Raw genomic sequence first — 24,658 nt, 5'->3', positions numbered from 1 at the left:
CTAATATCGGCAGCTTTGTTTCCAGGTTTGGAAACCTTCTACTTGCGACGAGTAGCTATCCTTACCAAATAGCCAGGTCTGCGCTGTTATGCTTTGCGTTAGCATTTTGGTATGCGATTGAGATGATGGTCTAATTCCCTATGGTTTCGACAGTTCAGCAGAACCAGCAGCATAACTCGCACCAGGGAACAAGACAGACTTTTGCATCGCGGCAACGTCAGCTACTAAGCGGGGTAGCGGAAGCAACACGCAAGTTGCTGGCTGTAGCGGATTTTGATGCGGCGGTGAATGGGGCCTTAGAGGCGATCGCGACTTCAGCAAATATAGATCGCATATACATCCTCGAAAACAAAGTCGATAGTGCAAGTCAAGAGGTCGTTGCAGAGTGTCCTTATGAGTGGACGGCTGAGGGGGTTGTCAGAGGCAGCGATAGTCCAGGACGATTTCCAATGACCTACACTGTCTTTGGCGATTGGCTAGATCGCTGGCAGCAAGGAGAATCTATACAGGCATTGGCTCGCGAACTATCCAACATCGCGCAGGCATTACAGGAAAAAGATGAGGCCTTATCGCTACTGACCGTCCCTATCGAAGTAGAGAATCAACTCTGGGGCGTAATTGGCTTTGACGATTGCACCACGGAGCGGGTGTGGGGCGAGACAGAGATTGCGGTGCTAGAGACAGCGGCAGCGAGCTTTGCGGGAGCTTTGCAGCGGCAAGAGAATGAGCGCGCACTGGCGGAACGCGATCACATCCTAGAGGCAACGGCAGCAGCCTCTGCAGTTTTGCTTAATGGAGAAGATTTCAACACTGCAGTCATAGCCGCGTTCCAAATTTTAGGGGAAAGCATAGGATTTGATCGCATTGCCGTTGGCCAGCAGATCGATGACCCAACTGGGAAGACTTCAGGATTTGTACGCTTTCTATATGAGTGGAATAGGCAGGGCATTAGCGCTCAGCTCAGTGACCATGAAGATATGACTGACTTTTGGTGGGATGAAATAGGCATACACCATTGGTATGAAGCAAACTTAAGAGGAGAAGCTTTTGGAGAGCTAATCGACAACCTACCAGAACCTTTTCGAAGTCTGATGGCACCAGTAGATGTCAAATCTACCCACAACATTCCTATTTTTGTCGAAGGTCAGTTCTGGGGTGTTTTTGGCATTGATCATTGCCGTAAGAAGAAGCTGCTTAGTCAGAATGCCCTCGATGCGCTCAAAACGGCTGCCAACTGTGTGGGGAGTGCGATCGCTCAAGACCGGCTGCGGCAAGATCGGGCAGCGGTGGTAGAAGCGCATAACAAAGCGCTTGCAGAAAGAGATCGCATTCTAGAAGCAACAGCAGCGGCGGCGAATGTGATGCTCACGGAGAGCGATTTCGACCTGGCGGTGAACCGAGCGCTGAAGATTGTAGGGGAAGGGCTAGACGTTGATCGAGTTGGCTTAATGAAGTACTTTTGGCCAACGGAAGAACAAACATATGGCTATCATCATGAAATGTATGAGCAGGTTACGCTTGGTTTACCTGCGCAGATAAAACACCCTGAATTAGAAAAAATTAGCGATAAGGGGATAGAGTTTGTTGTTGAAAATCTAAAGAAGGGAGAGATTTTTGGCGGCATTGTTGATGAATTAGCAGAACCCTTCCGTAGCGGTCAGAAGGAGTTACACGTACAGTCTACCTATTGTATTCCCGTCATGATAAAGGGCTGCTATTGGGGCTCTTTGGCCTTAGATGATTGCCACAAAGAGACGCACCGGAGTGAGGCAGAGCTAGGAGCGCTGATGACGCTGGCAAACTGCATTGGCAGCGCAATAGAACAAGATATCAATAGAAAGGCGCGGGAAGCAGCCGAACGCATGGCGCTGATTGAGCGAGAGCGGGCGGCGCGGGCGGCAGAGCTAGAGGCTGCTAATGCGGTGCTAACAACGCGTGATCGCTGGTTAGAAACCACTGCTGCCGCTGCCAACGAACTGCTTTCTAGCAGCGATATTGAGGCTAGCGTGCAGGCCGCGTTGCAAACGATCGGAGAAAATTTAGAGTGCGATCGCCTTTCCGTACTACGCTACATCCCCGACCCCAACGAACATCCGCTTGGCGCATTGCAGGGCATTTACGAGTGGGACGCAGTAGGCATCAGACCGCAAATTAAAGATCTCAATCTAAGTACAATCTCTGCTGAAGGTTTTGAAGATTGGTTTGAGCAATTATTGAAGGGTGAGTGGGTTGGCAGTAGCGTCTCTGAGCTGTCCGAACCTGCTCGAAGTGGTCAAGTCGCGTTGGGCGTACTCTCTACCTACGCAGTTCCTATCTTTATTGAAGGGCAGCTTTGGGGCACCGTTGCGATGGACTACTGCCATGAAGAAAAGCAACTGAGTGCAGCAGAGATTTCGGTGTTTAAGACGGCAGCTTCTTGCGTGGGCAGTGCGATTTATCAGGCACAGGTGCGGCGAGATAAGGCCGCGCAGGAGCGATCGCGCTTACTAGGCAGCGTAGCAGAAGCGGCGAATTTGCTGCTGCGTAGCGCGGACTTTACAGAGGTATTGCCGGAGGTGACGCGGCTGTTGGGTGAGGCGGTAGGAAGTGATCGCTGTGGCATTACTCAAGATATTCTCCTAGAATCTTCGGATGAATTAGGAACAAGACTGTTAGAAGAGTGGTGTCGCGAGGGCGTTATCCCCGCAGTTAAGGTTGCGCCCGATGCTTTCCCAGAAAAAGATACCTTTTTGATAAAAGGTGATTTCCTAAGATTTCATCAGGCGCTGAGGCGAGGGGAAATAGTCAACTTTCATGTTAACGATCTCTCAGATGATGAAAAAGCATTTTTGGAAGCTCAAGGCAATACCTCAATGTTGATCGTGCCAATCATGGTACAAGACAAAATTTGGGGAAGCATTGGCTTCGATAACTGCGGCGAACCGCGCCTATATGATGAAGCCGAAATCGCCATTCTCAAAGTCGCTGCCGAAAGCATCGCGGCTGCTGTGGCTCGTCAAGCACAGGATGAAGCACTACGCGAGTCGGAGAAAGCAGTCTTAGCAGAGCGAGAAAAAGCCGCCAAAAAGAGAGCTGCACAGCTAGCAAAGACTAACGAGGCGATCGCCCAAACCCTCACCACTCTCGCCGCCAGCCCAGAACTCGATCAGTTTTTGGGCACCATCCTGGCCGAAATGTCTCGTCAGCTCAACGCGGCCAAAGTCCATCTCTTCCTTTACGATCAGCCAACACATACGCTGACTCAGCGTGTCGTAGTTCAAGCAGGAGAAATGTATCTTGGCGTTGGGCCGGACGATCCAGAGATGTTCCGCCGTCCTATCCCAGCTGACATCACGCCCGCATGGGAGCGCATCATCAATGGCGATAAACCACTCACCTACGACGAGACCCAGCCAATTGACGAAGAAATTTGGTGGCCCGAAACTGTCGCATGGCACCAAGCGCAGGGTCATAAAGCAATTACCTGCATTCCTCTGAGAGCAGGCGATGTGCCCATCGGTTTTATTGGCTATGCCTTTTATGATCGCACCTTCCTTAGCGACGAGCAGCTCGAATTCATGCAAGCTCTTGCAAATCAAGCCATCGTCGCTATTCAGCTCACCCGCTTAAGCGAAGAAGCCAAGCAAGCCGCTATCTTGCAAGAGCGGGAGAAAGCTGCAAAGAAGCGAGCCGCACAGCTTACTCGCTCCAACCAAGCTCTCAAGCGCAGCCTCGATTCTCTCGCCCAGCAGCCCGAACTAGAAGCCTTCCTTCAGCGCGTGGTAGATGAAGCGGCTGCGCAAACTGGGGCCAAAAGCGGACATCTTTTTCTCGTTGACGAAAAGGCGAACTGTTGGTTTTTGCAAGTTTCTACCGACAATGGCGGCGACTGGCGAAGTGTGGCTGATATGGAGCTGTGGCAGCGGCCACTTCCATTAGACGCTGCCCCTGAGTTTTCGGCGAAGATCTTGCAGAAGCAACCAATCGTTATTGAAAATCTAAGAGAGACTCTAAGACCTGGGCCACACATCTGGGAGCCTTCTATCGCTTGGCACTTGCAGCGCAATCACACTAGCATTATCTGCGTACCGCTAGTTCTGGGCGATCGCGTTCTGGGCTTTCTGGGACTCCCCTTCGTTGGCGCAACTCATATCACCCAAGACGACATAGAACTTGCCCAAGCCCTTGCCAACCAAGCCACCCTTGCTATCCAGCTCACTCGCCTTGCCGAAGAAGCAAAGCAAACTGCCATCTTGCAAGAGCAAGAAAGAGCTGCTCGTCAACACGTCACCGAACTCGCCAAAACCAACGACGCGCTCAGCGAGACTCTGACTGCCCTGACTGCCACCCCCGAACTCAACGACTTCCTCGGCCAAAACCTTAGCAAAATGGCCGAACAAGTCGGTGCTAACGCCGCTCATCTCTTTCTCTACGACGCAGCTGCGCATACCCTGCGCCAACATATCACTGTCCAAGACGGTAAAGTCTACCAGGGCAACGCGCCTACCGACCCAGATATTTTTCGCCATCCTATCCCTGCCAATCTCACCCGTGCTTGGGAAATTGTTGTTAACTCATCCAAGCCTTTCACCCTAGACGAAAATCATCCTGACGCCATTGAATTCTTTTGGCCTGAGTCTATTCTCTGGCACCAAGCCCAAGGCCATACCTCTGCTGTCTGCGCCTGTATGAAAGTCGGCGACCAACCTCTCGGCTTTATCGGCTTTGCCTTTACCGACAGAACCCTTCTCACCGAAGAACAGCTTCAATTCATCCAAGCTCTTACCAACCAAGCCACGCTCTCTCTCCACCTTACTCGCCTTGCCGAAGCAGCTCAAACTAATGCCCTCAGCAGCGCCCTGACCAGCGAGCGCAACCGCCTCGCCCGCGAAATCCACGACACCCTCGCCCAAGCCTTCACCGGCGTTTCGCTGCAGCTAGAGGCCGCCAAAGCCGCTGCCCCCGACAACCTCGAAGATAGCACCTACCACATCGACCGCGCCGGACAGCTCGCTCGCCGAGGTCTTTCTGAAGCTCGCCGCTCAGTTCATGCACTGCGATCGCAGGCCCTCGAAACCGACACTCTGCCCAATGCCTTGCGCACTGCCCTCTATGAAATGACCCAGTCTAGCCCTACCCAGCCCCATTTCCGGCTAAAAGGCACCCCCTTTGCCCTCCCCGAAAACATTCAAACCAACCTACTACGTATCGGCCAAGAAGCGATCACCAACGCCCTGCGCCATGCCCAAGCCGATAATCTAACCCTGCTTTTAGAATTCTCTCCTGCCCAAGTTCGCCTGTCCGTTACCGACGATGGAACCGGCTGCGAAATCTCCTCCTTCTCTGAGTTAGAAGGCTTTGGTCTAATGGGTATGCGCGAACGCGTCTACCGCTTCGACGGCCACTTTTCCTTCACCAGCCACCCTAGGAGGGGTACTGTAATAGATATCACCATCCCCACTTGCCCATGAGCGCCGAGCCGACTATTAAAGTTCTTGTTGTCGAAGACCACAGCGTCGTCAGAGAAGGCATTGTCTCTGTCCTCAATCGACAAGAAAACATCACGGTCGTCGCCGAAGCTAAGAACGGCAAAGAAGCGATCGCCCTACATGCGGATCATCAGCCAGATATCACCTTGATGGACCTGCGAATGCCCCAGATAGAAGGTTTAGAGGCCGTCATTCAGATTCGCACTGCATCCCCTCAGGCCCGCATCATCATCCTGACCACCTACGACACCGATGAAGACATCTATCAGTGCTTGCAAGCAGGTGCTCGCGGCTATCTTCTCAAAGACGCTACCTCCCAAGAACTCACCCAGGCCGTCCGTCAGGTCTATCAAGGAAAGCGCTTCATTCCTGCCGACGTTGCCATGAAACTCGCCGAACGTATAGAAAGCGACGAGCTTACCGCTAGAGAGATAGACGTTCTTGAAATGATGGTGCAAGGCAGCAGCACCGCTAAGCTCTCCGAAGCCCTCCACATTTCAGAAGGCACCGTGAAGTTTCACGTCAACAATATTTTGCAAAAGCTAAACGCCCATGATCGTACTCAGGCGGTCGTCACTGCGCTGCACCGAGGAATCGTCAGACTCAAGAGAGATTGACACATTTTGTCTGTGATTGGTGTCCAGCCAATGATGCCACCTTGGGCTCACAGCATCTGAATGGTGGCTTCCTTAAATTTTGCAAAATAGTTGGTGGTACAGTCTTCCGGCGGCAAACACTCGTAGCCGTGATCGTTCGCTAGGTGATCTAATGAATCAGATAGCGGATAGTCGTAGGGCAGCGCCGGAATAGTGTTCATGAAATTGTTGTGGTAGCGTTCTTTGCGAATCACCGATTAATCAACCCAATTATTAATCTGTCTGTAAGTTAACGAATAGCTTGCTGGTGGTAGTTTATCAGTGGCCCACCACGACGTGCCCAATGGCTGCGTAGTCTGCGATCTGAGTAGGGATGAAATCAACGGCGGCAAAGGCGTTGCCTCATGTTTGAACATGCTTCCGGTGCTAGCTACTGCGAACCCAGTCGCCTGTAAGCGTACAAATGTATTTATATGCATACGATACCTAGCCGATCGCTCAGGTAGAGAACTGAGTAATCGCCTCACAAATATTCTTTGTCAAAGGTAGTCGTACTGTTCTTCGAAAAAAACCAAGATGGGTGGAACAACCCACCATAAGACTAACCCTCGCTCAAACTTCAACAATATGAATGACATGCCGACGCTCAGAGATGTTGACCACAGCCGGGGTTCGCTATCAGCTGCGCTTTCGATCATGACCTACGGTAGCTATCAATGTCCTCAGTCTGGCCAAGCTCACAAAACAACCAAAGAACTGCAAAAGTCCTTAGGCAATCAGCTTTGCCTGATCTTTAGACATTTTCCCCAACCCGAGCGCTACCCTCAGGCGCTAACAGCAGCCGAAACTGCCGAAGCAGCAGGCAGTCAAGGAAAATTCTGGGAAATGCACGACAAACTATTCGAGAACCAAGACGCTCTCGACGATGCTTCTCTAGTAGAATATGCCAGTGAACTCGATTTGGACATCTCCCAGTTTCTTTTCGAGATAACTCACAGCGTCCATCTTCAGCGTATTCAATCTGATATCGATAGTGCCTCAAAGGACGGTGTCGACGATTCTCCAACATTCTTCATCAGCGTTCGTCACAAAGGAAGCACCAACCTAGCTGCTCTAGTTCGTCAGATTTTGATAGCCACCGTAGACAATGGGAGCGAGGAAGACTTGCGCCCCACCTAAACACTTGTTGCGTTTGACACTTGCTTGGGGAGTATAGCTCTTTGGTTAAGAGGCTCGCAAAACAACTAGCCAAGTTATCTACGTTTCTCTAAGTTTCTCAGATACAGTGGATTTAGAGATGAGCTGTAGCCTCATCCGTCAAGTACTACAACCCTTGATGGATGAGGCTATATCAATCTGTTGAATGCATACTCAAAAAGGCTACGCCTACAGCAGATTATCAAGCAGTTAGCTGCACTGTTCTCTTAGCATATACCCAACGCCTCTGACCGTATGAATCAATCGCTTTTTATCAGTATCTCCTAGCTTGTTTCGTAAGTATCGGATGTAAACCTCGATAGTGTTAGAGTTGCCTGTGTAGTCGTAGTCCCACACATCTTCTAGGATTTGAGTCCTCGTTAGCACTTGACAGTAGTGGTCCATTAGAAACTCTAGCAAGCTAAATTCTTTCGCAGTTAGCTGGATAGAAACACCCCCACGAAAGACTTCTCTTGTCTCGCGATTGAGCACAATATCAGCACATCTTAGAATAGCTGCTGAGTCGTTAGAGACCTGGCGAAGAGCTAACTTAGCATTGATCCTAGCAACGAATTCTGCCTTTACAAAAGGGGGAGAAATACAGTCGTTGGCGCCTGCTTCAAATCCTTCAATTCTCTCTTGAACAGCATTCTCACTTGTGAGTAAGATGATCGGCTTTTCCCGATCATGCAAGCGTAGTCGCTTACAGATGCTTATCCCACTTAATCTAGGTGGATTCCAGTCGACGATGATCAGATCAGGAGAGAACCGCTTAACCGCCATCAGCCCTCGTAGGCCATCGTGAATAACGCTGACTTGATATCCTTCATAGGACAGCTCAGTCTGAATTTCTTCTGTGAGTTCTATCGCATCGGAAATAACAATAATATGTTTGAGAACTCTAGCGCGATCGCCGCCCTGAATACGATTGCTTTGCCAAGATAACTGTTGCTGAGCTGTTGTAGAGGGAACTTGCTGTAAAGAGGTCACCATTGCGCTTTCTCTCAGTTATGTGGAATTTACGTGGATCTACTTACATTCTGCCGATAGCGAAGGAGTAAATCAGTACCTTATGAAGAAATCATCTTTCCAGATATAGAAAGCACATTCTCGTCAAACCGCTATAAGTACTGATATGAGTAGCGTTAGCCATAGATGCTTAAGAGAATCAATAATTAATTTTCCTAAGCAACCTTTAAGTCTTCTAAGCGTTCTTTAGAGATCTTGCCTAAGAAATGTTTCTAAAGATTATCTTCTAAAAAATATAGTGAAGACATTGTCACAACAATTACTTGTGAATGAATTACTGGTGAGTAAATTACTACGGATAAACAATCGCCATAGCTAAATAACAGCCTTTGGAACCCGCTCAGCAGCGTACTTTCATTAGCTCATTCCACCTTGTTGTATAGCGTGGCGATCGCCACTGCTGCCTCATCTGCCAGCTTCTATTGATACCTTGCGCTGCAAACGTTACCGTCCCTCGTCCCATTTGCGAGTTGAGCCGATCGACTACCTGCATTAGCCGTTCGCTACGGTGATAGTCAGGCGCATAGAATAAGTTGCCTTGTATGTCACTATCAGGGGCGATCGCATTGAGCATCACACCGCATTTGGCATAGCGAAACCCTACTCGATACAGATTGCCTAGGCACTCCCTCGCTGCGTGAACAACCTCTCTCGTATCATTTGTTGAACAATCAAAAACCCATGTAGTATTTGCTTGATATTGTGGCTCACTTGCGCGAAAGTGATTCGTCGTCAGAAAGACCTGTAGCGCTCCACATCGACTATGCTGAGCGCGAAGCTTCTCAGTCGCTCTGCTCGCATAGCAAGCGATCGCTTCTAGCAGCTCTGCTTTACTAATCACTGCCTTTCCAAACGAACGTGAGACCACAATATTCTGCTTCGGTTGAGCAGTCTCTAGGCCCAAACAGCTAACGCCGCGCAGCTCCAGGACAACGCGCTCAGCAACAACACTAAACTTCTGTTGTATCAGACTAGATGGCGTATCGCGCAGATCGAGTGCCGTTTGGATACCCATAGCACCAAGCTTCTTAGCCCATCTTGGTCCAATTCCCCAGACCGCTTCTACCGCAATAGTCGGTAGCGTTGTGTCCTGCGCATGGGGAGAAGAAAGATCAAACACACCCATTTCGCTCCGTTTAGCAACATAGTTAGCAACTTTTGCTAGGGTCTTCGTAGGCCCCAGTCCAACGCACACAGATAATCCTGTCCACTGATAGATTCTTTGTCTAATCTGCTGCGCGTACTTCTCTAGCTTCAATTGTTCGAAGCCATCTAGCTTCAAAAATGCTTCGTCGATAGAATAGATCTCTAACTCTGATGAAAAGCCTTCAAGCGATCGCATTACCCTTTGCGACATATCACCATACAGCGCATAGTTCGAGCTGAACACAGCCACCCCATGCTGTTGACAAAAAGCTTTACGTCGATGCCAGGGCTCTCCCATCTTGATACCCAAAGCTTTTGCTTCAGGTGATCTGGCAATAACACAACCATCATTGTTCGATAATGTGATAGCCGGTCGCCCGATCAGAGCCGGGTCAAACACCCTTTCACAAGCGATGTAAAAGTTGTTCACATCAACTAAGGCATAGACTGTCATTGCTTACTTTCCATCATATGGATAGAAGCTTTGACTACTCCCCAAAAGTGAAAGCTGCAAAACTCTGTGACTTCTATCGGTGGATAGTTCCGGTTATCAGCAGAGAGAACCGTTCTGTCTAATGTTGTGTGCAATCGCTTCACTAACATTTCTCCGTTGAGCGCTACCACCACCACCCGACCGTTTCTAGGCTCAATGCTGCGATCAATAATTAGCAGATCCCCATCAAAGATTCCGCCTGGCTCCATTGAGTCACCACAGGCACGAGCGAAGAAAGTAGCGGCAGGATTCTCGATTAGATGAGCATTAAGATCTAGAGTCTTTTCGATGTAGTCATCAGCAGGCGAAGGAAAACCAGCCGAAAGTCGACAGCTATAGAGAGGTAGTTCGACTTTACTGCCAGCTACCTGTAGAAATATATCTGCGACGTTCGCACCCAATGAATTGAACTGTCCAGAATCAGACACACTAAGCCCCAAAGGAAAACGGATAGGAGTAAACTTCGTAACCCTATGACAAAATAGTACTTTTGAACTACTCCCTAATTGATAGATTACCCAAATCAATCGCCGAAATCAAGCAGCTTTCTTTAATGGCAATAGCGATCGCTCAATGCATTCGGTGGTCGCTAACCGCTTAGCCTCATATGCATGAGCGGTTCTATCTATCGCGACCGTGTAGAGCCGCGACCGTGTAGAGCTACGAATGTATAGAGCTAAATGGAGATCGCTATAGGCATCAGACGCTATTCCCAAGCTAGAGCCAGAGGTCAGGAGCAGTAGAGTAACCGCCAAGTTCTGGTCGATGAAGCGTCGTTGACTAAACATCAAAGCTTGGGTCGCCGACTGTGGCGATCGCTATGGCACCAGGCATCAACTAACGCGCTGACCACGCTGCTTATCGCAACAAAACAAGCATTCTAGAAGACTTCCACCATTCTAGAAAACTTTTAATATCTAGCGAATATCAGCAGCTTTATCAATAATTTTTCTGATTGCTAGAGCGAAATCGCCCTACTTCAAACGCTCGCTTCTTCTGATGCTTGGTCTGACGGCCCGCTACTCGTTTGCGCCACATCTTGAAGCTTGAGCGTTTCATATATCGTCGCATGAGTGCGATCACATCTTTCTCTTTTAACCCAAACTGTTCTTCAGTTACACCAAACGGAGTGCGGTCTTCCCAAGCCATTTCAATGACGCGATCAACTGTTGCTGCCTCTAATTCTTTTATATTTGGTCTGCTATGGGCTGATACATCAGCAGCTAGGCTACTGGAATTCTCTTTGTTTCCTTTATGCCGCAGATCAAACTCTTCTAGCTTAAATTCCTCTAAGGTAGGTTTCTTATTGACCTGCTTGAGTGTTTCAGACTGCGGTTTAGACTGCATAGCTACTTCGTACTCTTCATTCCTTACTTTCTACCTTTGCTTTTACCTAATAGATACAGTCTTCTCTACCTTTAAGAAAACCTACCTAGGTACGAAGCTAACGATTTCTATCACCTTTAGCCAATCGCAACCAGCCTTATTCACGCACAAGCTACATACGGATAGTTGCGTACAAACCCTACGCCTACCTAGCTCAGGTCTCCGGGCCGCGCCGCTAGATAGTCGTCACCTTTTAGCTGCACGACCATCAGCTTTGCAGGTTCATCGCCCACACAGCCAGAAGTATGACCTTTTCTTCCTTTTGCATCTGCCTTTGTGTTTTGATCTGCTCCAAAAGAAATCTCACCGGGTCCCATTTCTACTCGCATACCATCCATAGTTTCTACGTACCAAACACCAGAAATTGGAACAATCCACTGCGGCCTAGGATTCTCATGCCAGTCTCCAACCCAGCCCACTGGGAGAGTGGCAAACAACACTTCGGCATCGTCATTCATGAGTCGATTGTTCCACTGTGGCGCAGCATCACCGCCCATACTTTCCTGGGTGAAGTCTGTGAGTTCGCATTCTGTTTGATGACTTACACCTTCGTCATCTGTCCAAACATGCCAATAAGAGAGTGAGGGTTTGTTGAGATTGCTCATATCTTGAAGAAACTAGCACAGGTAACGCAGAAAATCTAACTTGGAAAACACCGCTCAAGCTAATGTAAAAGGGTAACAATAGAATCACAGAAGAAGATGGCAAGCATATCGGTCGAGATATCAGTCGGCTGCTTTCTTCTGGCCAAACAGCCCTTTGACACTATTCACTAAACCTAACAAGCCACGTTCAGATCGATCGCGTTGTTTTACAGCAAGTTCAATGTCGTCTTCGGTCTCACCTTTGAGTCGATAACCATACTCTAGGTTGTCTCTACTCTTTTTTAGAACCGGAAAGGCTCGAAACGCACCTTGTAGCAGGTCCTTCTCGCTATGGTAGATAGCGCGGCTAATCTGGCTAGATCGACGAACGGCGATCGCCCCAATCGGATACCACTGTTTTGAGCCCACGCCTCGCACATACACCTCATACTCCGGCAACCCTTTTGTTTTCATTTTGTCGTACTGCTTAGAAGCTTTTTCGCGCTGCTTCGTTCGCTCAGACTTAGGTTTTTTGGGGGTCTTCTTGCCAAATCCAACTGGCTCTGCCATAACTTTCACAGGGTAGGTCGTTCATAAAAGTTTACATCGTTTTAAGGCAGATCCCGGCGGAAATACATCGCTCGATACACGGGTAGCCCTTTTTCCTCACTGACCTGTTCTCGATCAGTCTTGGCAGGGAAAGGGCTTGCCCCTAGCCATTGGTTGGCTGGCTGCTCGAAGACTCCTCTATATGATCTTTCAAAAGATGCATTCTCAGCGAAGCGATCACACATCTCTTGGCAGACTTCCTCAATATCCGACTGCAGCCACACTTTTCCGCCGACTACCATCAGATCGGCAATCACGTTTACCAGCTCTGGTTGGACTACTCTGCGTTTCTGATGCCGCTTTTTGAACCACGGATCGGGAAACTGGATGCTGACACAACGCAATGCTGATGGATAGCTTTCTAACAGGGACCTTAGTGAGTTATTAGCATTGCAAAAGACAAAATGGAGATTGCCCTGACGGTCAAGATCGCGTCTGGTCAGTGCCTTCTCGACTAAGGGCGCTCTAATTTCTAGCCCCAAAAAATTCCAATCTGGTACTTTGTGCGCCATTTCTCTGACAAAATCTCCCTTAGCACAGCCAATATCTAGATGCAAAGGCAGCTGAGGGTTAGTAAAGACCTTGCTCCAATCTGGCGCAAGCGCAGGGGTAGCATATTTGTGGCTGAGCGGATTGACGTGCTGACGAACGCGGCGAATAGGAGGCATAGCCAAGCAAGAATTACGCTTAAGTTATTCTGTATTGTCTTCTAGAGCGGCTAATTTTCGGGCATTTAGCAAGTAGGGAATGTTATCTCCAGCTTTTGGCCAGCTGCGTTTGATAAATTGCCATAGTAAGGGCGTTGAGATAGCAATCAAAATAAGTCCTGTCCACCAGCTCTCTTGCAAGCTAGTGACAGTCACAGCTTCAGAGCGATCGCCACTTATCCACTTAGAAAGGCCATCGATGCCAACGGCAGCCAGATTGTTGAGGCTGTGACAGGCAATCGGGATCCACAGACTACGCGATCGCACATACAACAAGCCCATCAATAGGCCAAATAGCGTTAGCCCTACTGGATTATTCAAATGCAGAATCCCGAAGAGCAAAGAAGACACAATTAGACCGCTTCTTAGTCCCCACTTTGATGCCCAGCGCTGTAGCAAAAACCCACGAAATACTAACTCTTCTACTAGCGGCGCATACACCAATAATAGAAACAGCATCAGTACGTTATATAGCTGAGGGTACTGGCTGTTGAGCCCACCGCCTAATAGATCAGACTCTAGGATCTGTGTTGCATAGTTAGGAAAGCTTAGCGACAAGAAATAGAAGACAACTGAAAAGCTGCCAAGAGAAAAAATGAGCGCGCTGATCACCAGTACCGCCGCATACGTTAGAGAAAACTGTGGCATCTCCTCCCCGAATAGCGATCGCACTTGTAGTCCGTGGCGACGACTTTCTCGCCATACTACCGCTAGTAGTACCGTCCAAATCGCAATCGATAGCACCGGTACTGAGAGCGGATCGTCACGATCCCACGGCAATAGCTGCAACATCCCTAGATAGCTATATCCAAATCCAATGCCTAAACTCGCCACTACGTACGCACCTAGTACCAAATAGCGACTTCTCAAGGTCAAAAATGGATTAGTCAAGGGTTCAAACCTAGCCGTCGGCACATGCTCAATCCAACCATTATAGAAACCTTTGAGCACTGTTATCTGCTCTATTCCGTGCGGTTTTGGGCGCAGACAATGATCGCCGATAACCAAACTGCCACATCCTCATAAAAGGGCTGGCCAAAGTTGCTAAAGTAACTGAGTAGTCAGGTTTTGAGCGACTTTTGTGCCTCAAATCGATCCTCCAGATTCTCATTTAGAGCAACCCGAGAACCCAAGTGATGGCCGCTTACCGCGTCGATTCTCTTGGTTCTGGCTGGGTGCTTTCACAGGGTCGGTAATCGGCGCAGTTGGCCTAAGTCTAGCCATTTGGGGCTGGCTGTATATTCATAAAGACCTCTCTCCTTTGATTTCAAGGATCTTGACTAACTACCTAGAGCGTCCAGTCGCGCTAGGCGAAGTTGAACAAGTAGGCATTGGCAGCATTCGCGTGGGGCCTTCTACAGTCAGCGCTTCAGCCTTAGACCCTACGACACTAGATGCCGAGAGCGTCATTGTCGAATTCGACCTGCTCAAAACGCTGCTTACTTTTGAGCTGAGCCTAGATCTGATAGTGGTTGATGCAGAGGGCTACCTAGCTCAAGATCTCGAAAGAGGTTGGCTTAACTATGTTTTTCCTCAAAAAGAAGAGAGGCCAGAAAGTCGATTTAAAATTCGCCTCGATGAAGTCTATCTTGAAGAGTCTCAGCTGACCTTAGTACCGTTGCCTGTTCCGAATGAAGAACCTGAACCCATCTTTCTAGAAAACGTATCAGGGCAGCTAGCACTCGATGAAGTAGAGATTGCTGGCAAAGACGTTTTTGCCGTTCGATTTGAGGCAGACGGCGATCCTATTAAGGGTGGCAGCATCGGGCTTAAAGGGGAGGTCCAACCCATGATTGCTCCGGTGGTCATTGAAAGCCTCACGGACGAGGACGATCAGCTAGATGATAGCGATGATGAACCCAACGAGGAAGTGGTTGATGAGCTGCTCAGTGAGGATGCAACCGACCAGGCGGACGTTGTCGATTCAGCCGAGGACACAGCGCTCGCTTTTGCGACCAATTTAGTGGTGCAAGCGGACGAGGCTCCGCTCTCAGACATACTTAGCTTTACGCTCTCTACCTTAAAGCTGCAAACCAACACCGTGGGAATTAACGCGGGTGATGTGAGTGGCACTCTAGATCTAAACTTTCGACCGCAGGCGGACGTTGAGTATTCCGGTACAGTCAGTGTCAAAGAGGGCGAGCTGGCAACTAGCATTTTGCCGCTGCCAGTAGAGAACATCAACGGACAGACCCAGTTCAAAGACAATGTGTGGGTAATTGATCGAGTCTCGGCTGACTATGGCCTGATTGATGCGATCGCCGAAGGACAGATTAATTTCAATGAGGGCTATTACGACCTAGCAGCTCAGACAAAAGATGTGACGGTCGCAGAGTTTGTCGAGACTGTTGATTTAGATTTGCCCGTCCCTGCTGCGGGTGTGTTTGAGGCAGTTGCCAGAGTCGATGGCTCATTAGACAAGCCTGTATTTACAGGGCTAGCAACCTCAACTAGCCAAGTTATGGTCGATGAAGTTGTCTTTGACACGGCCTCTACTGGATTTCAGCTACAGGGTCAAGATCTTTATCTCAATGATATTTTCGCCACGCCGAGCGTCGGCGGCTCGTTACAAGGTACGGGTGAGGTCTTCTTAGGAAAAGGCTCACCCTTCTCCTTTCAATTTGCCGGGCGCAATTTACCCGCCAATGCGATCGCTTCTCTTTACGGTGTAGAGACCAATTTTCAGATCGGGCGAGTGTCAACTGATACCACCGTGGTAGGCCGCGATGGGGCAGTGGATACCACGGTAGAATGGGACGCACCGAATGCTGAATATGCTGGATCAGGCACGATCGACATTCGAGGGACAGATCTAGTTTTTCGCAATACGGTTTTTGCGGTAGGCGGCGGTACGCTCAGCGGCGCTGGCACCCTTACCAATGGTTTTTTTGAAAGTGATGTGGCCCTATCAGGTGTGCAGCTAGGATCGTTTTCACCCGATCTGCGTGGAGATGTCAGCGGACAGTTCACGCTCAGTGGATCAACAGACAACTTAGGATTAGATACCCTTACCGCTGAAGGGGACATTGCCTTTTCTCAAGGACTCGCTAGCTTCAGCCGTCAACTCAACGGCTTTAGTGAGCCGCTCACGGCCCAGGTCGCTTGGAACGGTGAGGAGATTCAGGTGATCGAAGCAAACTCGGATCGCGCTAGGGCTAGCGGCACCCTTACTCCCAACTTTGAGAATGGGTTTAGCATCGAGCGACTAGATCTGCAGGTGAACGCTAGAGACTATGCGATCGCCGAGCTGCCTTTCGAGCTACCCTCTATCCTCGCCGTCAAAGGTCGCACCGACTTCGACGGCACCATCACAGGCAGCCCTACCGATCCCACCGTTGAGGGCCGTGTGAGCCTTACCAACCTCGTCGTCAACAGTTTGCCCTTCGAATCTCCCCTTACAGGCCGAGTTGCTTATGCCTCCAGGACCGGCGTAGCCTTAGATGTCGTGGGTGGCGGCGAAAGCATCCTAGTCAATACAGGCCCACTGCTAGGCCAAGATAGTCCACCTAGCTTTGACTTTGCCGTTGCCTGGAAAGGGGCAACCGCTAGCGGCCAAACCCAAGGTGATGTGCTCACCCTAACAGCAAAAGATTTTCCATTGGCAACCCTCAACTTTCCCACTGATGGCATTGCTGAGATTGGTCAGCTCCGGGGGACGCTTTCAACTAACCAGCTAGCTTTCAATCTAGTCACTCAGTCGCTTGAAGGCGATATCAGAATCGATCAGCTAGGTCTTGGCTACATCTCCGGCGGCCAGCTAGTCGGACAAGTCAGCCATGCCAATAGCATAGCGACGATCACTAATGGCCAGCTCATCTTAAACAAAGGTGATAATAACCCGGAAAATAATACGACTTACCAGCTAGCTGGAGAGCTGAACTTAAATGGACCAGAGCCGGTCTACAGCGCTACGCTTACCACCCAAGCAGGCAGCATCAATAGTCTCTTGAGCGCCGCTTCGATTTATCGCTTAGAGGATTTTAATCGCGGTTTGACTTCACCTGATTGGCTCAGCGATCCGATTTCTGAGGCTGATTTGGGTCGCTTACTCAATACTGTCAGCGTTAATGATTCCGACGCTGCTCAACCGTTTGAACTCAACGATCAGCTCAATCGGCTAGCCGAAATTCAAGAGCTCCAGGCAGAAAGTGCGATCGCCAATGAAAGTAACCTACTGCCACCGCTAAGCGAACTAGAAGGTCCTTTTGCCGGAACTTTTCAGCTAGAGGGCATCGGTCGTGAATTTGATCTAGGGTTTGACCTAGTGGGTACAAACTGGCGGTGGGGAGATGACTACAGCGCTGATAATGTCGTTGCCGTAGGCAGCCTGACGCCAAATCTCTTAGTGCTACAGCCGGTTCGATTTACCTCGGTCGTTTCTGCTGAGAATCTAGCTGAGAGTCCGGATATCCTAAGTCCAGGTGACGAAGCCATTGTCAACCTAGTGGGACAAATTGTGTTCGGTCAGGACACCGAACTCAAATCCGATCTCCAAGCTACCGCCAACAACATCGATGCTGGCATATTGGATAGTCTTTTTGAGCTACCTTTTGATATCGAAGGGCTAGCGAGTGCTACTGCTACGCTTGGAGGTGATCTTTCAAACCCACAGCTTAGAGGTAGAGCAACTCTCTCATCTGCGCAGATCAATGGCACCCCTTTAGAGACCGCCTCAGCCGCTTTTGTTTACCAAAATGCCATCCTCAGTCTGCAAAGCACTTTGACCGCTTCTACACCAGAGCGGCCACTGCTACTAACGGGTCGAATTCCCTATGCATTCGACTTTATGAGTGTCGAGCCTTCAACTGATCAACTAGATATTGATATTAGTGTCGAAAACGAAGGGCTGGCGCTACTGAATATCTTCAATGATCAAGTCGCATTTGAATCAGGCAGTGGTGAGGTGAATCTGACGGTAGATGGCACCTTAGCCAAACCGGTGATTGCTGGGTCTGCCTCACTTTCAGAAGCGGTACTTAGCGCTCAGATCCTACCAGAACCGCTGATAGAGGTCACTGGCGAGGCTCGATTCTTAGGCGATCTGATCGTTGTAGATGCCCTGAAAGGTCAAATTGGACAAGGACAGGTGACAGCTGCCGGAACGCTGCCTTTGCGGAAGAACGGTGGATCGATCGCACCGCTACTAGAAGACTCGGCAGCTAGTAGTCGTCCGCTACGTGTGAACCTAGACGATATCCGCCTTTCTCTAGCAAACACTTATAACGGGGGCGTCGACGGCCAGCTTGTGATCGGAGGTAGCCTAGCGGGTGGTACAGAAATTGGTGGTCAAGTCTTGCTTAGCGATGGCCGGATTTTGCTTCCTAATGGTGACGAACCTGAAACAGTGGCAGAAGCAGATGCTGAAGCCGAGCTAGCCGAAGACCGCAGCGACTCTGAGTTTGAGCTGCCTACGCAAAGGCCGATTCCACGCACTCCGGGCACGGTCAGTTTAGCAAATAATCGCCGCTCACCGACTTTCCGCAATCTCCAGCTCACCCTTGGTGACTCTATTCAGATTACTCAGGGTACGCTGCTGAACTTTATTGCCGATGGCACCATAGTGCTAGACGGTGCGCTTACCGCACTGAGTCCTCAAGGGACAATCAGTCTTCGCTCAGGTCGAGTCAATTTATTTACTACACTGTTCCGGCTAAATGGAGACGATAATACCGCGACTTTTACGCCGGAAACAGGGCTGCAAAATCCAGATCTAGATGTTTCCTTACGAGCTTCTGTGTCTGAGGTAAACAGAACAGCCCCTATTGCCAGTTCACCGTTTGCCCGTTCCGAGATTGTAGATGATACCAATCCAGGTTTTGAAAGTACGGGTTCTTTACGAACGATTCGCGTGCGGGCAGACGTTGAGGGACCAGCAAATAGGATCTTTGAGAACCTAGAGCTAAGCAGTACGCCACCGCGATCGCAAACCGAACTTTTAGGACTCATTGGTAGTGGTGTAGTCACCGCTCTAGAGTCAACCGTCGGCTCGCTCTCGGGCGGTGGCGATAGCTTCAGTGGTCTGATCAATCTGGTTGGGGGTGCCTTGCTTAATAACGTGCAAGATTTCGTTGTTGGTCCCCTCAATCTCAGTGAGTTTCGGCTGTTTCCGGTCACCGCTGCTAGCCGTACCCTTTCTGAAGAAGACAACGACACCGGAATAGATCTAGCGGCTGAAGTTGGTTTTGATGTAACAGATGATTTCTCGCTAAGCATTGCAAAAATCTTGACCGATAGCACCAACCCTGAGTTTGGTCTCAACTATCGCCTTAGCGACTCATTTACAGTACGTTCAAACACGAACCTTGACGATATCAACCAAGTTTTCTTGGAATATCGGATAAGGTTTTAATGGTTTTTAACTTGGCTTCGCTATCAATTCTGACCGCAATCAACTGAACTCTATTGAACTCTATACTGAAGACACCTTATTCATTCTAGACTGGCTGTCGGTAGCAAAGTCTACACTAGGCCAAGACCCTTAGAGATTATGTATTGGCTAAACTAACTGGCCAGATACAATATAGTCACCTACCCTTAGCTTGCCACGCTATCAAAAGCTACAATCTCTATTTGATGAGGTTCTTTTAGAGCCAGCTAAATGGCTAGATCTAAACTAAGTGCTTAGCAATCTCTTGAAGTTAGTCCTCCAAAAGTTCTCTACTGAAGCAACCTGTGTTCAAACGATCTACTCTCTCGCTACTCCTGTTTCTAAGCGCTTTGACGAGTGTCTTAGGAAGTAGTTTAGGCGGCGCTAGACCAGCAAAGGCTCAGGCGCTGCTGCCCTATACGCTACCCCTAGACGAAGAACGTCTGCGTGCAGATGGTGAACTGTTGGCACAAGATGCCGTTCAGCTTGCCCAGTTTCAGCAATTCGATGAAGCACTTGCTAGAGCGCAGCTTGCTGCTCAGCTTCTGCCAAACGAACCAACCATATTAGCGCTGCTTGGCAACCTATACCTGCGCGCTAGTGAGCCAGAGCCTAGGAAGGCAATCGATAGTCTAGAGCGAGCGAAAGATCTCGAACCAAACGATCCTCTAATTCTGTTTAATCTGGGTACAGCTTACTTTAGTGAAGCTTACTATTGGCAGGCTGCCCGTTCAATCGAGGATGGACTGAAGCTATCGCCGGACAATCCTAGTGCGCTATTCGATCTAGGTAACGTTTATTACAAGCTCAATCGCTTTGACCAGGCGATCGCTCAATATGAAAAAGCGATTAGCAGTGATGCTGCTATGTGGCCAGCTGTGAACAACATTGGCCTGGTGATGTATGAGCGGGGTGATACCGACGGAGCGATTGCGAAGTGGCAAGAAGCATTGAGCTTGACAGGCAACGAGGAGACCGAACCAATACTCGCGATCGCCGTTGCTAAATACAGTCAGGGGAATCGAAGCTCAACTAATATAGAAAGTGCGATCGCTAGCCTAGAGCGCGATCCTCGCTACGCACAAATCGAATTTCTCGAAGAAAATCTTTGGGGTGATCAGCTGATTGCCGCGACTCAAGAGTTCTTCAGCACTCCACAACTACAAGCACTGCTAGAACAGCTCTAGATCTCTCAGCAAAAGCCTCATATCCAAGCTATGGCCTACTTATCTTTTCCGACAAGGCCCGGTAGCCAGGTTGTGCATAATATGCGAGATAAGAAGCAAGAAGCACCGATTCTAGCTGACCTGGCAAAGGTAATAGGGTATGAACAGACTCTACAGATGAAGCGATCGTATGTGAATGCGATATAATACAAACGAACTACATCTAAGGATGACTATATCCAGTATTTAGTGCTTATCACTCAGCAGGAATCCTAGCCGCAATCTCATCTATAAACTGCTGATGATCTACTACTGGTTTAGAGATGTAGCCATCTGCTCCGCTCTGGCTTAGAAAGGTCTCTCTATCTCCATCCATGGCATGGGCTGTTACTAAGATCACAGGGACATCTGAAGTTTGTGGATCACCCTTTAGTAATTGAGTAATCTCGATGCCATCGACTGGCTTACCTTGATACATGCTATGAGAGAGCGAAACATCCATCAAGATAACATCTGCCTCTTTGTTTTGAGCAGTGCTGATAACTTCATCCACATTCTCTGTGTGTTTTACGTTCAGCCCTCCTCGTTTTGTCAGAATCTTCGAGAAGACACGGGCGTTCACCATATCGTCTTCCACAATCAAAACGGTTCTCATAGCGTTATCTACCCCAGTGATGACGTCTCGCTAGACAACTTACAACCTTTCGGGTGGCGATGCTCTCTATCGAAACTATCAAGATAAGTTTTCATAAGACCACCATTTTCGCGCGACCAGTACTCTTTAGACATAGAACTATCTTCCAAAAACTAAATCTTCCAAAAACTAAGCCATGCTCTGTCTAAAATCATTCAGTGCCTGAGCGATTTGTTCACATATGGTAGCCATGATTACCCTTACCTTTAGCCTACCCTTTATCGAAAGACACAACCTGCGCTAAATTGCAGTACTAAATAGGGTTAACTGCTTAGAAGTCCGGCGGATGTATTCAGTAGATCCTCTTAGAGCTGGTATATTTCCTTATCTCCAAATCCTAAATGTGAAAGTTTCACTAAATGACTCAAAATAAGTGACTCAAACTAAGTAAGAAGCCTGAGTGCCTAGATCTAAAGTTGACTCCTAGATCTGGAGGCCCTAAGAAGTTCAGCTTTAGGTGTTGCGACTTTTCAACACTTCCGTGTAACGTACAGCATTGTTACACCTATTTCTCACTTGAACTATCGCTTGAACTACTCTGCTTCAAACCGGCCAACGTCGAGGAGCTAATTATCCCTCACATCGCCAGTTTTAGTCTCACATCGCTAGAGTTCGTATCTAGCTACGTGGTTAGCCTTCACCGCTAGCGATACTCACGTCCACCTAATGCTTGCTTAAGCACCTATTCATTCACAGGCCCCATTCATGGCGAAACAGTTAAAATCTTCCGAAGAGCAGATCGTGCCAATTTCCTTGCATACCGAGGTACAGCGATCATATTTGGAATACGCCATGAGTGTAATCGTTGGGCGAGCGCTGCCTGATGTTCGCGATGGCCTCAAGCCAGTGCATCGACGCATCATGTATGCTATGCACGAGCTAGGGTTGGTTCCCGATCGACCTTTTCGTAAGTGCGCCCGCGTTGTGGGAGACGTGCTAGGAAAATATCATCCCCATGGCGATCAGGCGGTATATGACGCGCTAGTGCGGATGGTTCAAGATTTTTCTAGTCGCTATCCGTTGTTAGCCGGCCACGGCAACTTTGGTTCAGTTGATAATGATCCGCCTGCGGCCATGCGCTATACCGAAACGCGCTTAGCAGAGATTGGTCATGCTGCACTACTCGGCGAAGTTAGCGAAGCAACTGTTGATTTTATTGATAACTTTGACAGCTCTCAGCAGGAGCCAATTGTGCTCCCTGCTCAGCTACCTAATCTGATTTTGAATGGCAGCTCAGGCATTGCAGTGGGTATGGCGACTAATATTCCACCGCACAACTTGGGCGAGGTAGTCGATGGGTTGATTGCACTAGTTGATCGTCCCAATCTTTCAAATGAATCGCTATTTAAGCTGATTCCGGGACCAGACTTTCCCACAGGCGCAGAGATTATTGATACGAAGGGCATTCATGATGCCTATCGGACCGGACGAGGCAGTATTCCAATTCGAGGAATTGCTAATTTTGAAGAGATCCGGCCAGGAAAGGGAAAGCGATCGCGTCAGGCGATTGTTGTCACAGAGCTACCCTATCAGGTTAATAAAGCAAGTTGGATCACCAAAATTGCTAGCCTAGTCAATCAAGGACGGATTGACGGTATTTCTGATATTCGCGACGAAAGTGATCGCGAGGGCATGCGAGTCGTCATTGAGCTAAAGCGAGAAGCTCAACCCCAGCTGATCTTAAACGATCTTTACAAGATGACGGCTTTGCAGACCAACTTCGGTGCGCTCATGCTAGCCATTGAAGACGGTCAGCCCAGGCAGCTTTCGCTTAAAGAGATCTTAGAAGCGTTTCTTAACTTCAGAGAGAGTACGCTGATTCGTCAGTACAGCCATGAGCTAGAACAAAAGCGTAACCGCTTTCACATCGTCGAAGGGCTTTTGATCGCCCTAGATAGCCTAGATGACATCATCGACATCTTACGTAACGCGCCCGATGGCACGACCGCAAAAGTAGAGATGATCGAAGCGTTTGACCTTAGCGATCGCCAAGCCGACAGCATCCTCGCCATGCCGCTACGGCGTTTGACTGGCCTTGAGCAGCAGAAGCTACGAGACGAGAGTGATGAACTTGACGAACGCATCAATCAGCTAGAGACATTGGTGAGCGATCGCAATGTGTTGATGAAATCGCTCAAAAAAGAGCTGCGCGCGCTCAAAAAGAAATTTGGCGATCGCCGCCGTACTCGCATCCAGACCGAAGCTGAACGGGTCAAAGAAGAACAAGTACTTGCCGAGATTGCCGCCGAAGAAAGCGAAGAAGAATTCATTTTAGAATTTACTCGAAAGGGCTACGTTCGCCGTGCCTCTCCTAAAACCCGCACTCGGCGTAAAGACGCTAGCGGGCCCACTAAAGCCCTAGAAGAGTTTGATGATGTTACTATCCAAACAGAGATAACGAATCCAACTGAGGAAGTACTTGTTCTGACCCAAGAGGGCAAAGCCTTTACGCTTAGCGTCAGCGATGTTCCGATTGCCCAAAGGCAAAGCAAAGGTGTTCCGCTCATTGGCCTATTGCCTGACGCGGTTGGAAGTACGCCTGATAGCGTCGTCACCCAGATTGTCCTGAGTGAAGCAAGGCTAGCTCAACAGCTTATTTTGGTGACTGCTAAAGGCCGAGTGAAACGCTTACCTGCTAGCGAAATGTCAAACCTAACCGGTCGTGGACTAACCGCCGTCAAACTTAAAGACGACGATCTGCTAAAGCATGCGTTCATTGCGCCTATGGGAAGCGATTTGGTACTCGCCTCATCTGGCGGCAGAGTGTTGCGCTTTAGAATCGATGCGGATCAGCTGCCGGAGATGAGCCGAACGGCTCAGGGTCCACAGGGTATTCGGCTACCCAAAAGCGAGCGCCTAGTCGGTTGCATTCCTGTCAGTCCAAAGGATACGTTGATTCTAGTTTCTAATAAGGGCTACGGAAAACGCATTCTAGTCAGCACCTTCAAGACTTCTAACCGCGGCGGTATTGGCTCTCAATCCTTTAAATTCAATCTCAAAAGCGATGCTCTAGTCTCCCTTAATGTTGCAGTACCAGAAGCGAATCTCACTGTGCTAACCGATCAGGGTCGCGCGGCTAAAATTGCGATAGATAGTGTTCCGCTTCAAGGGCGATCTCAACCCTGTGCTCGACTGGTGACGCCTGAACGCACTGAAACGATTGTCGAAACGCTAGTCACTGATATGCCTGAGAGTGAGAAGTGACTAGCAAAGGGT

General features: G+C 49.1%; 18 protein-coding genes. 7 read left to right on the top strand and 11 right to left on the bottom strand.

Annotation, left to right across the window (positions count from 1 at the left end; all coding sequences use genetic code 11):
• The first annotated feature begins 140 nt into the window (after positions 1-140).
• Together S7335_RS16075 and S7335_RS16070 are read left to right on the top strand one after the other, a co-directional pair.
• A complete protein-coding gene (locus S7335_RS16075) occupies positions 141-5,450 on the top strand; it encodes a GAF domain-containing protein (protein ID WP_006455581.1) in 5,310 nt (1,769 codons plus the stop codon).
• The gene (locus S7335_RS16070) at positions 5,447-6,085 is read left to right on the top strand and encodes a response regulator transcription factor (RefSeq protein WP_006455292.1); all 639 of its coding nucleotides are present in this window, start codon (positions 5,447-5,449) and stop codon (positions 6,083-6,085) included. Before S7335_RS16075 ends, S7335_RS16070 begins: the two co-directional genes overlap by 4 nt.
• A gap of 47 nt (positions 6,086-6,132) precedes the next feature.
• Here the strand turns inward: S7335_RS16070 and S7335_RS28480 are convergent, their stop codons facing one another.
• On the bottom strand, positions 6,133-6,285 hold the full coding sequence (locus S7335_RS28480; protein WP_198011382.1) for a hypothetical protein: 153 nt from the start codon (positions 6,283-6,285) through the stop codon (positions 6,133-6,135).
• A 355-nt stretch (positions 6,286-6,640) separates the two neighbouring features.
• Between S7335_RS28480 and S7335_RS16060 the strand changes: the two genes are divergently transcribed.
• Entirely contained in the window at positions 6,641-7,243 is a 603-nt protein-coding gene (locus S7335_RS16060; protein WP_006454282.1) for a thioredoxin domain-containing protein, read from the top strand.
• Between the two features lie 228 nt (positions 7,244-7,471).
• Here the strand turns inward: S7335_RS16060 and S7335_RS16055 are convergent, their stop codons facing one another.
• The 9 genes from S7335_RS16055 to S7335_RS16015 form a co-directional block, all read right to left on the bottom strand.
• A complete protein-coding gene (locus tag S7335_RS16055; protein WP_006456331.1) occupies positions 7,472-8,254 on the bottom strand; it encodes a response regulator transcription factor in 783 nt (260 codons plus the stop codon).
• Between the two features lie 376 nt (positions 8,255-8,630).
• Positions 8,631-9,890 (bottom strand): Y-family DNA polymerase, encoded by a 1,260-nt coding sequence (locus S7335_RS16050; RefSeq protein WP_006456263.1) that lies wholly within the window; start codon positions 9,888-9,890, stop codon positions 8,631-8,633.
• On the bottom strand, positions 9,887-10,357 hold the full coding sequence (locus S7335_RS16045) for a LexA family transcriptional regulator (RefSeq protein ID WP_006457434.1): 471 nt from the start codon (positions 10,355-10,357) through the stop codon (positions 9,887-9,889). The genes S7335_RS16050 and S7335_RS16045 overlap by 4 nt, the downstream gene beginning before the upstream one ends.
• Positions 10,358-10,465: 108 nt before the next feature.
• Positions 10,466-10,717, bottom strand: coding sequence for a hypothetical protein (locus S7335_RS16040; protein ID WP_006456226.1), 252 nt, complete (start codon positions 10,715-10,717; stop codon positions 10,466-10,468).
• Positions 10,718-10,868: 151 nt separating this feature from the next.
• Complete coding sequence (locus tag S7335_RS29520; RefSeq protein ID WP_006457534.1) at positions 10,869-11,276, bottom strand: TIGR03643 family protein; 408 nt, start codon at positions 11,274-11,276, stop codon at positions 10,869-10,871.
• A 188-nt stretch (positions 11,277-11,464) separates the two neighbouring features.
• Positions 11,465-11,920, bottom strand: coding sequence for a cupin domain-containing protein (locus tag S7335_RS16030; RefSeq protein ID WP_006456195.1), 456 nt, complete (start codon positions 11,918-11,920; stop codon positions 11,465-11,467).
• A 120-nt stretch (positions 11,921-12,040) separates the two neighbouring features.
• Positions 12,041-12,469, bottom strand: a complete 429-nt coding sequence (locus S7335_RS16025) for an HHL1-like protein (RefSeq protein WP_006456965.1) — start codon at positions 12,467-12,469, stop codon at positions 12,041-12,043.
• A 41-nt stretch (positions 12,470-12,510) separates the two neighbouring features.
• A complete protein-coding gene (gene trmB / locus S7335_RS16020; RefSeq protein WP_038016376.1) occupies positions 12,511-13,176 on the bottom strand; it encodes a tRNA (guanosine(46)-N7)-methyltransferase TrmB in 666 nt (221 codons plus the stop codon).
• Between the two features lie 24 nt (positions 13,177-13,200).
• A complete protein-coding gene (locus tag S7335_RS16015) occupies positions 13,201-14,166 on the bottom strand; it encodes a CPBP family intramembrane glutamic endopeptidase (RefSeq protein WP_006455343.1) in 966 nt (321 codons plus the stop codon).
• 130 nt (positions 14,167-14,296) lie between these two features.
• Between S7335_RS16015 and S7335_RS16010 the strand changes: the two genes are divergently transcribed.
• The 3 genes from S7335_RS16010 (at position 14,297) to S7335_RS28475 (ending at position 20,955) form a co-directional block, all read left to right on the top strand.
• Positions 14,297-19,564: a translocation/assembly module TamB domain-containing protein gene (locus S7335_RS16010; RefSeq protein ID WP_006456477.1), complete on the top strand. Its 5,268-nt coding sequence runs from the start codon at positions 14,297-14,299 to the stop codon at positions 19,562-19,564.
• Between the two features lie 323 nt (positions 19,565-19,887).
• Positions 19,888-20,769: a tetratricopeptide repeat protein gene (locus tag S7335_RS16005; protein WP_006454299.1), complete on the top strand. Its 882-nt coding sequence runs from the start codon at positions 19,888-19,890 to the stop codon at positions 20,767-20,769.
• 30 nt (positions 20,770-20,799) lie between these two features.
• Entirely contained in the window at positions 20,800-20,955 is a 156-nt protein-coding gene (locus S7335_RS28475; protein WP_006453647.1) for a hypothetical protein, read from the top strand.
• A 49-nt stretch (positions 20,956-21,004) separates the two neighbouring features.
• Here the strand turns inward: S7335_RS28475 and S7335_RS16000 are convergent, their stop codons facing one another.
• Positions 21,005-21,403 (bottom strand): response regulator, encoded by a 399-nt coding sequence (locus S7335_RS16000; protein ID WP_006454969.1) that lies wholly within the window; start codon positions 21,401-21,403, stop codon positions 21,005-21,007.
• A gap of 744 nt (positions 21,404-22,147) precedes the next feature.
• Here S7335_RS16000 and gyrA point away from each other — a divergent pair.
• The gene (gyrA, locus tag S7335_RS15995) at positions 22,148-24,646 is read left to right on the top strand and encodes a DNA gyrase subunit A (RefSeq protein WP_038016373.1); all 2,499 of its coding nucleotides are present in this window, start codon (positions 22,148-22,150) and stop codon (positions 24,644-24,646) included.
• The last annotated feature ends 12 nt before the right edge of the window (positions 24,647-24,658 follow it).

This window comes from Synechococcus sp. PCC 7335 (assembly GCF_000155595.1).
Lineage (GTDB): Bacteria > Cyanobacteriota > Cyanobacteriia > Phormidesmidales > Phormidesmidaceae > Phormidesmis.
The sequence above is the reverse complement of the archived record's forward strand: the minus strand, read 5'-3'. Positions and strand labels throughout refer to the sequence as shown.

Coding starts and splice junctions, on each gene's coding strand:
- S7335_RS16075 (WP_006455581.1), top strand. CDS start 141: ATGGTTTCGACAGTTCAGCAGAACCAGCAGCATAACTCGCACCAGGGA.
- S7335_RS16070 (WP_006455292.1), top strand. CDS start 5,447: ATGAGCGCCGAGCCGACTATTAAAGTTCTTGTTGTCGAAGACCACAGC.
- S7335_RS28480 (WP_198011382.1), bottom strand. CDS start 6,285: ATGAACACTATTCCGGCGCTGCCCTACGACTATCCGCTATCTGATTCA.
- S7335_RS16060 (WP_006454282.1), top strand. CDS start 6,641: ATGGGTGGAACAACCCACCATAAGACTAACCCTCGCTCAAACTTCAAC.
- S7335_RS16055 (WP_006456331.1), bottom strand. CDS start 8,254: ATGGTGACCTCTTTACAGCAAGTTCCCTCTACAACAGCTCAGCAACAG.
- S7335_RS16050 (WP_006456263.1), bottom strand. CDS start 9,890: ATGACAGTCTATGCCTTAGTTGATGTGAACAACTTTTACATCGCTTGT.
- S7335_RS16040 (WP_006456226.1), bottom strand. CDS start 10,717: ATGTTTAGTCAACGACGCTTCATCGACCAGAACTTGGCGGTTACTCTA.
- S7335_RS29520 (WP_006457534.1), bottom strand. CDS start 11,276: ATGCAGTCTAAACCGCAGTCTGAAACACTCAAGCAGGTCAATAAGAAA.
- S7335_RS16030 (WP_006456195.1), bottom strand. CDS start 11,920: ATGAGCAATCTCAACAAACCCTCACTCTCTTATTGGCATGTTTGGACA.
- S7335_RS16025 (WP_006456965.1), bottom strand. CDS start 12,469: ATGGCAGAGCCAGTTGGATTTGGCAAGAAGACCCCCAAAAAACCTAAG.
- trmB (WP_038016376.1), bottom strand. CDS start 13,176: ATGCCTCCTATTCGCCGCGTTCGTCAGCACGTCAATCCGCTCAGCCAC.
- S7335_RS28475 (WP_006453647.1), top strand. CDS start 20,800: ATGGCCTACTTATCTTTTCCGACAAGGCCCGGTAGCCAGGTTGTGCAT.
- S7335_RS16000 (WP_006454969.1), bottom strand. CDS start 21,403: ATGAGAACCGTTTTGATTGTGGAAGACGATATGGTGAACGCCCGTGTC.
- gyrA (WP_038016373.1), top strand. CDS start 22,148: ATGGCGAAACAGTTAAAATCTTCCGAAGAGCAGATCGTGCCAATTTCC.